We start from the raw sequence: 12313 nt of genomic DNA on the forward strand, positions 1-12313 counted from the left end.
AACGTGGTTTTAATTGCTCTACATTATCATAATAAAAATAATGATCAAACCAAAGCACTTCTACCCCATCCATTCTAGGTACACATTCTTCTATGCAGTTTAATTCCCAATAATCATCAGAATCTAAAAAGATAATATAATCTATACTAGGATAAGTAAAGTTAGTTAAATATTGTTCATTACTAAAAGCTTTATAGCTTTTATATACAGTATATATTTCATAAGGATTATTACCTTCTATATTAAATTCTATTAAAGAATTTTCTTTTAAAGTTTGAGTTTTGTTTTTGAGTTTATATTCTCCACTAAAATATTCTATACCTACATTTCTTGCACTGCTTAAACCACCATTTTTTTTATCAAAAAGAGTGATTCTTTTATCTTTTAGGGTATATTCTTTTGCAATATTGAGTGAGTTTTCATCTGTGCTACCATCATTTACAAGTATGATTTCTAAATTAGTATAAGTTTGATTGATTACACTATCTAAACATTCTTTTAGATATTTTTCTACATTGTATATGGGGATTACTACGCCTACTTTTTTCATATAAAATCCATTATCTCTTCTAATAAAGTGTTTTTCCAAATTATAGTCTTAAACCTATTTAATAAATACAGATCCACTAATTCTAAACATTTTTATAGTCTTTTACAAAAAACATTAAAAATATTTTATCTTATTTCTTAAACAAAAACATCATAAATATATTTAAAATCCTAAACTATCTGTATTTTTTTATATAATCAATAAAAAATTTTCTTGGATTATACACTAACTTTCTAAAAAGCTTATAAAACCTAGTATGCATAATTCTTAATTTTATGAAATCTGGGAAAATCAAATTAAATGCTTTTACCATGATACCTGTATGATTAATTTCACTAATATATGGTTTATAAATTAAGGACTTTAGACTATAATGAATTTTATTTATATTTTTGACATTTAAATAATTCTTTAAATCTATATTAATGCAATAATATTTCGTTTCATATACTTTAGAATAAATTCTGTTGTTTTTTTGAACTACTTTATACTTAGATTTTCCAAAACTATACACATTGTTTTTAAGATAATATATAAACCTTATAACCTTTTCATAATCAACACTCAAATCACTTTTCAAATACTTTAATAACTCATCTTTATTTAACGCTTGATAATTAACTCCATTAATAGCATAAAAAGCAAATGCACAATTAATACAAGGTTTATTCATCATCATAGCATAAACTCCCACACCAGAATTTAAAGTCAATATCACATCACACATATCAAGCAAATCAATAATATTTACATCATCTTCTGTGAAAATCAGTGAGTCATAACTCGTTTTATTTATTTTGCATGTTAAAGGATGTTTTTTGATTAAAAAAACATGACTATGTTCTAGTTGTTTTGCCATTTCGTTAATAATCTCTAAAAAGTTATTATATTCAAAAGGTGCATAAGTAAAATATTTTACCACCGTATCATTTTCAACCTGCAAAGGAACAAAAACTATTTTCTTATCTTTTATATTTAATTTGCTTTTTAATTTTTCAGGATTTCTTTTTCCTTGTTTTTCTAAAAAATTATCTTCATTTAAGACTTTATTTGTATATTCTTTGCATTCGTTAATTTCTTCTATGGTTAAGTTTTTATTCCAATTTTCTTCTTTATAAGTAGAAGAATCATAATTGAATCCTTTGGTGTCAAAAAACCAACTATCTGGCAAAGCACCTCTATCATAACAAATAAATTTAAGATTGTTATTTTTCACAAATTCATAAATAATTAGCCTCTTTTCATTGCCATATGGGTTTGGAAATAATACACATTCAATATGATTTTCTTGAATGAAGTTTAAAAATTTATTGCTACTAAATTCGTCTTCATTGAAGAAAAAATTTTCATTTTTGCTTTGTATTTTACCAAGATAAACACTCACATCTTTTATTGAATTAAGTATCAATTTATCATTATTACATAGCAATAAAATATTTTTATTTATCGCTATCTTATCTTGAAGTGGTGGTATACTATAATCTTTTAAATTTTTTAAATTATTATAAAATTTTCTATGATTTTGAAATCTATTCCCCATGTAGTTATTTTGATTTGGCTCATCATGATAAAAATGATACATATAAACACCATGAAAACTCGCCTCATAACCAAACAAAGAAAACCAAGTTCTAAAGCCTTTAAATTCTTTTATATTCCAACTTCCCTCATCATAACACAACTTTTTTGGCATTTTTTCAAAAGAAGTTGTTTCAAATAACAATCTTGCGTAAAAATCATGATCTTCATAACTATGACCTATAAATGCTTCATTATTTCCACCTAAAGATAGAAATTTATGTTTATTTAAAACTAAAGAACTAGAGCTTAAAGAAAAATACTTAATCCACTCTCTTTTTCCACTGATTAAATCATTTTTAATCAAACCATCCCATAAATCTTTTTCTTGCGTGTAAATAAATTCACTACCCTCTTTACTAAGATAAACAACAGGAAGTACTAAAAACTCATTAATATTTTGTGAAATATTTTTTATATCTATAAGTTGTAAAATTAACTCAAGAGTTCTTGTAGAAAAATAACAATCCACATCTAAAAACATCACCACGTCTGAATTTGCAAAAGATGCACCTAGATTGCGACACTTTCCTTGGGAGAAAAAATCTTTTTGGCTTTCATCTTTAAGGTAAATATGTCCATTTTCTTCAATAACACGCTTTAAATCATTTTCTAAAGAAGAATATCCTTCAACAAAAATATATTTAACTTTATCATCGCTTTTAAACTCACATGCTTTTTGAATAACACGATCTTTTATATAAATTCTTTCCTTACTTAAACCAAAAGGTATGATAATAGAAAGCTTCACACATTTCCTATCGCATAAAGTTGTATGATACCTACTATTTTTTCATCTTGAACAACAACTATTTCTTTGATTTTGTGTTTTAACATAAGCTCTTCTGCTTCACTTGCCATAGCACTTGCTTCTATGGTTTTTGGACTCTCGCTCATGATTTCTTTAGCTTTAAAATCAAATCTTGGCTTATCATTTGCTCTTAATGCTCTTCTTAAATCACCATCTGTAATAATTCCAACTAGTTTTTCATTCTCAAGTACTATACAAAGTCCTAGTTTACCACTAGTCATCACATCAACTAGCTCATTAAATTCACTCTCAGGACTTACTATAGGTAAATTATTTGACACCATCAAATCACCTACTCTAGTTAAAAGCTTTCTACCCAAGCTTCCTCCTGGATGAAATAAAGCAAAATCATCAGGTCTAAAATTCCTTGCCCTCATCAAAGCTACCGCTATAGCATCGCCCATCGCTAAAGTAGCTGTAGTAGATGAAGTTGGAGCAAGCTGGAGTGGGCAAGCTTCTTTTTTTACTGCTATGTTTATAAAAATATCTGCTTGTTTGGCCAAAGTAGAGTTTTGATTTCCTGCCATGACAATTAAAGGAATTTTTCTTTTTTTAATCACTGGTATGAGCTTTAAAACCTCTTCAGTTTCACCTGAATTTGAAATAGCTAAAAGCACATCCTCGCTTGTAAGCATACCAAGATCTCCATGTAATGCTTCACCTGGATGCATAAAAAAGCTCGGGGTACCTGTACTAGCCAAAGTCGCAGCTATCTTAGCTCCTATATGACCTGATTTACCCATGCCACTTACTACACATCTACCTTTAATAGATAAAATCAGCTCAATGGCTTTATTAAAATCTTCATCTAAATTATCGCATAAATCTAAAATTGTTTTTGATTCTATCTCAAAAACTTCTTTGGCTATTTTAATCGCATCTATTTGGTTCATCTAAATTCCTATATATTTAACACTACATTAGTTGCAATAGCTATTTGATATAAAATTTGTGTTAGCATGCTAAAAATTTGGAGATTTTGGCTATCTACTTTTGGTAAAACTAGAATTGAATCTCCTGCTTTGATATCCGCTGAGCTTCTACCGCTGTATTTAGTTGCTTTACCATTAACATTGATTACCAAAACTCTTGATATATCAGCTCTATCGCTAAAGCCACCCGCTAGGTTGATATAATATCTTAATTTTTCTTTATCCATATATACAAATGCACCTGGTATAGAAACTTCACCTTGAACTAAAACAAGATTATTTTTACTAGGCACATTCACTACATCGCCTTCTTCTAATACTATAGAATTATATGCTTTGACATTGTCTATAACGATTTGTCCTTTTGGCTGAGCTTGCTTTGCACGCGCAATAAATTCTAAAATCGTCTTAGCTTGAGTAGCTCTAATGCTAGCTTGCTCAGCATTTACTGAAGAACTTGTTAGAGCTAGTGTTTCAAGCTCTTTAAGCTGAGCTTCTATAAGTTGTTTTTGAGTAGCTGCTACACTTTTTCTAAAAACTTGTAAGGCATTAATGTTTGATTGATCGTTAACTGTAATCATTTTAGCAAGTTCAGCTAAAGTTGTGCCTTTTTTTATCACCATAGAATGCAAACCACTATGCTCACCTTCTATACTAATGCTAATATTTTGCGCTGTATAATCAGGTCTAAACTCTATCTCATCACCATTGTATAATTTCACGCCTAAAAATTGCTTTTTGCTGTAAGCATCTACATGCAATTTATGATCATCTCTATAGCTTTTTACCACTGCATTAGTTACTATAGGCTTAGCTCCTGCAACTTTTGCTATATCTTCTAAATTTAAAATATCATTACTGAGTTCAAATCTAAAAGGTTTTTGCACGTCTCCTTCTACAAAAACATACTTTTGCACACTACCCACTAAGATCACATCACCCATTCTAAAAGGAAAAAGATCAAGTTGACCTTTAAGTAAAAAGTCATATAAATCTACCTTTTTAATGACTTTATTATCTCTTAAAATTTGAATATCTCTAAAACTACCATATTCTAGATTAATACCATTTGCTTTATCTAAATACTGTATGATAGAATCTGAACTTAGTCCTTGATAAAGGCCTGGTTGATTTACATTTCCTGTAACAAATACCGATACATTTTGATAAATATCCATATCCGCATATACATAGACATTGCTTTTATAAATTTTATTAATAGCTTTTGTAATAACTTGAACCAAAGCACTATTTTTCACACCCAAAAGATTAATCGCACCCACTTTTGGTATAAAAATATTTCCTTGAGAATCTACTGTTAAAGTTTGTATAAACTCTACTGCGCCCCAAATTTTTACATTAATCCTATCACCTACTGCTAGTTTATAATCAGGATTATAAACATGTTGAGTAAATTTAGTAAAATTACCATTAAATAAATGTGCACCAAAAACTTTAGTTATCGGAGTTTGAGTTTGATTAAAATCACTTTGGTTGTTATCATAATTTATAATTTGTGGCTCTAAAGATGGAGTTAATGGCTGATTTTGAATTTTAGCAATCTGAGAAACATCTACCGCTGAAAATAAAAACAAAGGTAAAAGTAAAAATAAAAATATCTTTTTCATTAGTATCTATGCTCCTCTATAATCATTTTAATAAATTTAACAATTCCATAAATCAAAGATAAAATCATAAAAGCCGTGAGTATATTATACAAAGCTTCTGGATATTTTGCGCTTTGAGGTAAACTTGGACTTTGCACTATAACCACTTGTTTTATCTTTCTTAAAGCTTCTATCCTAGCACTTTCATAAGCTTTTAATGCAGCTGTGTAAGCACTTTCTGCAAAACCTGCCTCTATAGTTAGATCTTGAAATTTAGCTGCAAGATCATTAAGCTTTTGAGAGGATTTTGGGGATGAAATTTTGGATTTTTCTTTTTGAAGTTGTTTTTTTAAGGCTGTGATTTCACTTTTTATAGTGACAATTTGCGGTGCATTATCATTAATATAACTTTGCATCATCAAAAGTTCAGCTTCTTTGGCTGCTATTTTTGATTCAAGTTCGGCAATGAGTTTTAGAGTACCTTCTGCTTGTTTAAGTGGATCAAATACTCCATATTTATTTTGAAAGGCTAAAAGTTCATCTTTAGCCTTTTGATATCTTTTTTTAAACTGCAAAAGCTCTTCTTCAGCAAATTGCATTTGATCTCTTGCGGCTTTATGTGAAATTTCATTGATAAATTTTTCACTTTCTTTAACTATAGTTGAAGCTATTAAATGTGCGCTTTGTGGATCAAAACCTTCTACTTCTACACGCAAAAGCCCATTGGCTGAGTTTTCTTGAATAATCTTAACACGGTTTTGATAATACTTTAAAAAATCCTCTTGGTCAGCCGATGAAGAAATACTATAAAAAAAATCAAGTTTTTGTTTTTGATATAACTCGCGAATTTGGATTTTTTCTTCTAAGATATTTAACATATCTAAAGAATGAATATATGATTTTAAGAAGGTTATATCCTCGCTTGAAAAAGAATTATTAGTTAAAAGTGCGGCAATTCCAGTAATAGCTCCGCTATCTCCTGTGGTTGATTTCACACTTAAAACACTTTCACTCACATAGCGATTTGCTGCTATAAAAACATAATAAAATACAACAAATGCCGTTAAAATCAATACTATTTTAAAAGAATTAAGTATCTTTAAATTTTTAAACTTTTTTAATAAATCATTTTGCATTTATTTTTCCTTGATACACCGCTATGCCCTCATCTACATCATCGTATATAGTAGCTTGTCCATCTTGCATAAATATAATTTTATCACACCATTGTTTAATTTCAGCTACATTATGCGAAACCATAATAACTTTTGACTGACTTAGCTTTTCTTTATAGATTTTAGAGCTTTTTTCTCTAAATTTAGGATCACCCACAGCACCTGCTTCATCGATTAAATAATAATCAAAATCAAACGCCATGCTTAAGCCAAAAGATATCCTAGCACTCATACCTGCTGAGTAAGTATTCATAGGCTCATCGAAAAATTTTCCAAGCTCAGCAAAATCTTCAACAAATTTAATCTTTTCTTCTAAAGCCTTTCCTTTATAACCATATACTCTAGCCACAAAGCGTGCATTGTCTCTTGCTGAGAGTCTGTGTTGAAACGCACCTGCTAAACCTAATGGCCAAGATAATTTTTTATTAGTGATAATCTTACCTCTATCAGGAAGCAAGGAACCACTTAAAAGTTTCATTAAAGTAGATTTTCCAGCACCATTGCGCCCCATTAAGCCTATACTACAATTTTCAGGGAATTCAAAACTTAAATTTTTAAAAACATAATGTCTTCCACCATTGCGTAAAGGAAAAGATTTTGTTAAATTAACTAATTTTATCATCGCACCGCTATCAACTTTTCTCTAGTAAAATAATAAAAAAACAATCCCAAAAACAAAATCACACTCAAACATGCAATAGGGTAATAGTAATTATAATCATCGAGCAATGGATAATTTTGAAAAAAATTATATTTTAAAAGCTCCATGATATGTAAAAGTGGATTGTAATATAAAATGTCTAAAATAGGTTTTGGAACTATCCATATAGGAAATACCACCAAAGCTGTCCAATATAAAACTATATTTAAATAATTTAATACCATTTTTAAAGGCTCCGCAAAATGTCCTGCTATAGCAAAACACATCCCCATAGCAAAACCAAATACTACAAGCAAAAAAAGCGAAAACATCACTTCTAAAAAATGTTTAGGTATAACTTGCATATGCAAAAACCAACCTGCCAAAAACATTACACAAATAAAAATAGTAAAATAAATACAAAACTCAAGCATAGTTCTAGCAATAAATACATGTATAGGTTTTACTGGCTTATAAGCAAATAAAGTTAGATTAGAACTAATGCCATTTAAAAGCTGAGTAATAATACTTCTAAACATAAAAAAAGGTATAATCCCTACTGCTAAAAATAAAAAGATAGAAACACCCTCGGGCATGATTTGATGATGAAATTCTCTAATAGCTGTTATAATGGAAGTGATTACCAAAACCACCATCATAGGCTCTCCGATCACCCAAAAATAGCCCAAATATTTATTAATACCAAATCTTGTCTTTAACTCTCTAAAAAAAAGAGCATATATGACATTAAACATATTTTTAGCAAACCTTTTTAAATTTTCAAAATTTTTATATTATACTTTTTTATCTTATATAATATTTAACAAGGTTTAAAAATGAAAAGAAATTTCTTTGAAGAATTAGAAAAAATTTTATATCACAAAAATATTTTTAAAAAGATTGAATTATTTAATGAATTTTACGAAAATTTTAAATCTAATTTGTATGATTTTAATCATTCCCATGAGGCGATCATTTGTGAAAACTCACAAGTTAAAATCCTTCATCCTATGAAAATAAGACGTCCAAAAGAGGCAAATAGCACTTTATCTTTAGCTAAAATCTTACATTCAGTTGCACATATAGAATATAGTGCTATAAATTTGGCTTTAGACGCTAGTTATAGGTTTAAAAATTTACCATTGAAATTTTATCAAGATTGGCTTGAGGTAGCTGATGAAGAAATTAAGCATTTTTTACTTTTAGAAAAAACTTTAAATGAACTTGGTTTTAAATATGGAGATTTCCATGCTCATGATAATCTTGAAAAAGCCTTGTTTTTAACCAAAGATAATCTTGCTCACAGAATGGGCATAGTTCATAGAGGACTTGAAGCAAAAGGACTTGATGCTAATCCTTTTGTTTTAGAAAAATTAAACACAACTAATCATCCTATAAAAAGTTTATTTAGTGAAATTTTTACCATTATACTAAATGATGAGATTAAGCATGTAAATAAAGGGGATTTTTGGTGGAATTATGCAAAAAATGAAAATGATAGCTACCTTGATCTTTGCGCTAAATATAAAGAATTTAATCTTTTAGGAAAAGTATATAACAAAACAGCTAGAATTCAAGCAGGATTTAACGAAAATGAACTTCAGGAATTAGATGATTTTTATAATAAAAAATAAAATGGTGGTTAGAGGCAGAATCGAACTGCCGACACGCAGATTTTCAGTCTGCTGCTCTACCGACTGAGCTATCCAACCACTGAACTGAAGTTGTAATTATACAATAGTTTTTTTAAAAAAAGTTGAAATTTGCATAAAAATGCAAATTATTCAGAAAAAGCTCCAAATTTAAAGATTTTTTGCATTCTCAATGCAGCTAATTCACGTTTATCGTATTGTTCTAATTCTTCTATAGCTTTTAAGACATAATCACTTAAATTTTTAATTGCATTTTCTTTATCTCTATGTGCTCCACTTATTGGCTCTTCGATAACATCATCTATCAAACCTTGGGCTTTTAAATCATCAGCAGTTACTTTCATCGCCTTAGTGGCAGCTTCACTTTTTGATGGATCATTCCATAAAATAGCAGCACAACCCTCAGGTGAAATCACAGAAAAAACTGAATTTTTCATCATAGCAAGTTTATCAGCTACTCCTATAGCCAAAGCACCACCACTTCCACCTTCGCCTATAACTACTGCTATAGTGATTGTTTTAAGGGCGCTTAATTCATATAAATTTCTAGCTATAGCTTCACTTTGACCACGCTCTTCAGCACCTACTCCTGGGTAGGCACCCGGAGTATCTACCAAAAATAACACTGGTATGTCAAATTTTTCAGCCATTTTTGCCACTCTTAGAGCTTTTCTATAACCTTCAGGATGAGGCATACCAAAATTTCTATGAAGTTTATCTTTAGTACCTCTACCTTTTTGCTCACCTATAACAATAACTTTTTTACCACCTATATAGCCCGCATAACACACAATAGCAGGATCATCTCTAAAAGCACGATCGCCATGAATTTCATAAGCATCACTTAATATAGCTTGGATATAATCAAGCGCATAAGGACGATCAGTATGTCTTGCAAGCTGTAAGCGTTGGTAATCGCTTAAATTTTTATAAACTTTTTGGGTTTCTTTTTCAAGGTTTTTTTCTAAAATTTTTACTGCTTCATCATCGCCTTTGATTTTAGCATTTGCTAAATCCTCATCAATTTGCTGAATATTTTTTTCAAAATCTAAATAAGAAGCCATATTAATCTACTTTTTTGAAAATCACACAACCATTTGTTCCACCAAAACCAAAAGAATTGCTCATTACAACATTAACTTCGCTTTTTCTTGCAGTATTTGGTATATAGTCAAGATCGCAATTTTCATCTGCTACGATTTGATTGATAGTTGGCGGTAATATACCTTGATCAAGTGCCATTAAAGAAATAACAGCTTCAATTGCTCCAGCAGCACCTAAACAATGTCCTGTTTGACCTTTTGTAGAACTAACTAAAGGAATTTGATCTTTGAAAAGCTCTTTAATAGCTGCTGTTTCATTTTTATCATTTACAGGAGTAGAAGTTCCGTGTGCATTAATATAATCTACTTTTGGATTTCCTGCCATTTTTAAGGCTTTTTTCATAGCACGCAATGGCCCTTCTAAAGTAGGTGAAGTGATATGATGTGCGTCCGCACTTTCGCCAAAACCTACCAACTCAGCATAAATTTTAGCTCCACGCTTTTTAGCAGCCTCATACTCTTCAAACACTAAAGCACCGGCACCCTCACCCATTACAAAGCCATCTCTTTCTTTATCAAATGGTCTTGAAGCTTTAGCTGGATCATCGTTTCTAGTAGAAAGAGCTTTCATAGCAGCAAAGCCACCTATACCTACAGCACAAATAGCCGCTTCAGCGCCTACTACAAGCATTTTATCTGCATTGCCTAAAGCTATGCTTTTATAAGCTTCACCTATAGCATGAGTTCCTGCTGCACAAGCAGTTACGCATGAGATATTTGGTCCCTGTAATCCATGCTCGATTGAAATAATCCCACCAAGCATATTAACCAAAGCTGATGGTATGAAAAAAGGAGTAATTTTACGTGGTCCACGTTGTGCACAAGTAACAGAATTTTTTTCTATATTTGGTAAACCACCTATACCAGCTGCTGAAACTACACCAAATTCTTCTTTGTTTAAAGTTTCATCAAATTTAGCATCTTCCATAGCTTCTCTTGCTGCTTTAATACCAAGTTGTATAAAACGATCTATTTTTTTAACCTCTTTAGCATCACAAACACTTAAAGGGTCAAAATTTTTTACTTCAGCAGCAATTTGCACTGGAAAATCAGTGGTATCAAAAAGAGTGATTTTATCAACACCGCTTTTGCCATCACAAATTGCTTTAAATGAGCTATCTTTGTCTAAGCCAAGGGCATTGATCATTCCTATACCTGTTACTACAACGCGTTTCAAACCGCACTCCTTATTTTAAAAATTAAAATTATTTTTGAAGATTTTCTATATAATTAACAACATCTTCGATTTTTACTAGTTTTTCAGCATCACTGTCTGGAATTTCGACATCAAATTTTTCTTCTAAAGCCATAACTAATTCAACAACATCTAAAGAATCTGCACCTAAATCTTCAATGATTTTAGATTCCATTTTAACTGCATCTTCATCAACACTAAGTTGCTCAACAACTACTTTTTTTACATCATCAAAAATTGCCATTTTTATCTCCTAGTTTAAAAAATTAAACCACATTTTACAATAAAAAAATAAATTTCTTGTTTAAAAAGTTAAAAATTAAAGATTATTACGAAAAATTTAATTATCTGTGTTTAAATAAAAGCTTAATTTTTAACAAAGGAAATTAATGCTTTTGGATAAACTTATAAAAGAAAATAAAAAAACTTGGGATCGATACATCCATCATGAATTTGTAAAAAAACTTCAAAATGGCACTTTAGAAAAAGATGTATTTTTGTTTTATCTTAAACAAGATTATATCTTTTTAAATAATTATGCAAAATGCTATGCCTTGCTTGCTTTAAATGCAAATAATGCTAAAGAAATTCAATTTGCTATTAAAAATCAAAACTACACTTTAGAAGGAGAATTAGAGCTTCATAGAAGTATTTTAAAGCTAGGTATTGATGTAGAAAAACTTGACCATAAGGATGAAAGTTTAACTAATATTGCCTATACAAGATACTTACTAAGTGTGGGACAAAATGGAGATTATTTGGATATGCTGTGTGCTTTGAGTGCTTGTGCTATAGGTTATGCATATATAGGAGAAGAAATTTATAAAGGACTTAATGAAAAAAGCTTAGAAAATCATCCTTACAAAGAATGGATTTTAACCTATGCAGGTAAAGAATTTCAAGATGAAATTAAAGAATTTAAAGACTTTTTTAATTCTTATGCAAATAGCATTAGTGAAGAAAAATTTAAAAAATTAAATGAAATTTTTTATACTACTGTAAGACTTGAAACAGCCTTTTGGCAACACTCTTTAGAGCAAAAAATGGAAATTTAATCATCATGAAGATGA

The 12313-nt window shown here is 29.8% G+C and carries 11 protein-coding genes, 1 tRNA gene and 1 pseudogene; 2 read left to right on the top strand and 11 right to left on the bottom strand.

The genetic code is table 11. The annotated features are described in order from the left end of the window. Positions 1 to 30: 30 nt before the first annotated feature. The 7 genes and pseudogenes from ACOTVC_RS00685 to ACOTVC_RS00715 form a co-directional block, all read right to left on the bottom strand. Positions 31 to 550, bottom strand: a pseudogene (locus ACOTVC_RS00685) (glycosyltransferase family 2 protein); the annotation flags it as partial. A gap of 175 nt (positions 551 to 725) precedes the next feature. Then, positions 726 to 2879: a capsular biosynthesis protein gene (locus ACOTVC_RS00690; RefSeq protein ID WP_421627402.1), complete on the bottom strand. Its 2154-nt coding sequence runs from the start codon at positions 2877 to 2879 to the stop codon at positions 726 to 728. Next, the gene (locus tag ACOTVC_RS00695; RefSeq protein ID WP_421627404.1) at positions 2876 to 3832 is read right to left on the bottom strand and encodes a KpsF/GutQ family sugar-phosphate isomerase; all 957 of its coding nucleotides are present in this window, start codon (positions 3830 to 3832) and stop codon (positions 2876 to 2878) included. The genes ACOTVC_RS00690 and ACOTVC_RS00695 overlap by 4 nt, the downstream gene beginning before the upstream one ends. Before the next feature lie 8 nt (positions 3833 to 3840). Next, positions 3841 to 5499 carry a polysaccharide biosynthesis/export family protein gene (locus ACOTVC_RS00700; protein ID WP_421627406.1) on the bottom strand — a complete coding sequence of 553 codons (1659 nt, stop codon included), beginning with the start codon at positions 5497 to 5499 and terminating at the stop codon, positions 3841 to 3843. Further along, the gene (locus ACOTVC_RS00705) at positions 5499 to 6614 is read right to left on the bottom strand and encodes a capsule biosynthesis protein (protein ID WP_263690984.1); all 1116 of its coding nucleotides are present in this window, start codon (positions 6612 to 6614) and stop codon (positions 5499 to 5501) included. The genes ACOTVC_RS00700 and ACOTVC_RS00705 overlap by 1 nt, the downstream gene beginning before the upstream one ends. After that, on the bottom strand, positions 6604 to 7275 hold the full coding sequence (locus ACOTVC_RS00710; RefSeq protein WP_039617525.1) for a capsular polysaccharide export system, ATP-binding protein: 672 nt from the start codon (positions 7273 to 7275) through the stop codon (positions 6604 to 6606). The genes ACOTVC_RS00705 and ACOTVC_RS00710 overlap by 11 nt, the downstream gene beginning before the upstream one ends. Continuing rightward, positions 7272 to 8048, bottom strand: a complete 777-nt coding sequence (locus tag ACOTVC_RS00715) for an ABC transporter permease (protein WP_421627409.1) — start codon at positions 8046 to 8048, stop codon at positions 7272 to 7274. Before ACOTVC_RS00715 ends, ACOTVC_RS00710 begins: the two co-directional genes overlap by 4 nt. 81 nt (positions 8049 to 8129) lie before the next feature. Between ACOTVC_RS00715 and ACOTVC_RS00720 the strand changes: the two genes are divergently transcribed. Further along, the gene (locus ACOTVC_RS00720; protein WP_421627411.1) at positions 8130 to 8927 is read left to right on the top strand and encodes a ferritin-like domain-containing protein; all 798 of its coding nucleotides are present in this window, start codon (positions 8130 to 8132) and stop codon (positions 8925 to 8927) included. Positions 8928 to 8929: 2 nt separating this feature from the next. Here the strand turns inward: ACOTVC_RS00720 and ACOTVC_RS00725 are convergent. The 4 genes from ACOTVC_RS00725 to acpP all read right to left on the bottom strand — a co-directional run bounded on the left by ACOTVC_RS00725 (position 8930) and on the right by acpP (position 11487). Then, positions 8930 to 9005 (bottom strand) — tRNA-Phe (locus ACOTVC_RS00725). A gap of 68 nt (positions 9006 to 9073) precedes the next feature. Continuing rightward, complete coding sequence (locus ACOTVC_RS00730; RefSeq protein ID WP_421627413.1) at positions 9074 to 10009, bottom strand: acetyl-CoA carboxylase carboxyltransferase subunit alpha; 936 nt, start codon at positions 10007 to 10009, stop codon at positions 9074 to 9076. A gap of 1 nt (position 10010) precedes the next feature. Further along, positions 10011 to 11225: a beta-ketoacyl-ACP synthase II gene (locus ACOTVC_RS00735; protein WP_039627924.1), complete on the bottom strand. Its 1215-nt coding sequence runs from the start codon at positions 11223 to 11225 to the stop codon at positions 10011 to 10013. A 28-nt stretch (positions 11226 to 11253) separates the two neighbouring features. Further along, positions 11254 to 11487 (bottom strand): acyl carrier protein, encoded by a 234-nt coding sequence (gene acpP / locus ACOTVC_RS00740; RefSeq protein WP_039617517.1) that lies wholly within the window; start codon positions 11485 to 11487, stop codon positions 11254 to 11256. Positions 11488 to 11632: 145 nt separating this feature from the next. On the opposite strand from acpP, the gene tenA reads away from it, so the two are divergent. Continuing rightward, positions 11633 to 12298 (top strand): thiaminase II, encoded by a 666-nt coding sequence (gene tenA / locus ACOTVC_RS00745; RefSeq protein ID WP_214098998.1) that lies wholly within the window; start codon positions 11633 to 11635, stop codon positions 12296 to 12298. Positions 12299 to 12313: the final 15 nt, after the last annotated feature.

Source organism: Campylobacter sp. GB48 (assembly GCF_049221845.1).
Classification (GTDB): Bacteria; Campylobacterota; Campylobacteria; order Campylobacterales; family Campylobacteraceae; genus Campylobacter_D; species Campylobacter_D lari_C.

Excerpts from the sequence above, each read along its gene's own strand:
- acpP (WP_039617517.1), bottom strand. The coding sequence starts at position 11,487 with ATGGCAATTTTTGATGATGTAAAAAAAGTAGTTGTTGAGCAACTTAGT.
- ACOTVC_RS00715 (WP_421627409.1), bottom strand. The coding sequence starts at position 8,048 with ATGTTTAATGTCATATATGCTCTTTTTTTTAGAGAGTTAAAGACAAGA.
- tenA (WP_214098998.1), top strand. The coding sequence starts at position 11,633 with ATGCTTTTGGATAAACTTATAAAAGAAAATAAAAAAACTTGGGATCGA.
- ACOTVC_RS00705 (WP_263690984.1), bottom strand. The coding sequence starts at position 6,614 with ATGCAAAATGATTTATTAAAAAAGTTTAAAAATTTAAAGATACTTAAT.
- ACOTVC_RS00695 (WP_421627404.1), bottom strand. The coding sequence starts at position 3,832 with ATGAACCAAATAGATGCGATTAAAATAGCCAAAGAAGTTTTTGAGATA.
- ACOTVC_RS00720 (WP_421627411.1), top strand. The coding sequence starts at position 8,130 with ATGAAAAGAAATTTCTTTGAAGAATTAGAAAAAATTTTATATCACAAA.
- ACOTVC_RS00730 (WP_421627413.1), bottom strand. The coding sequence starts at position 10,009 with ATGGCTTCTTATTTAGATTTTGAAAAAAATATTCAGCAAATTGATGAG.
- ACOTVC_RS00700 (WP_421627406.1), bottom strand. The coding sequence starts at position 5,499 with ATGAAAAAGATATTTTTATTTTTACTTTTACCTTTGTTTTTATTTTCA.
- ACOTVC_RS00710 (WP_039617525.1), bottom strand. The coding sequence starts at position 7,275 with ATGATAAAATTAGTTAATTTAACAAAATCTTTTCCTTTACGCAATGGT.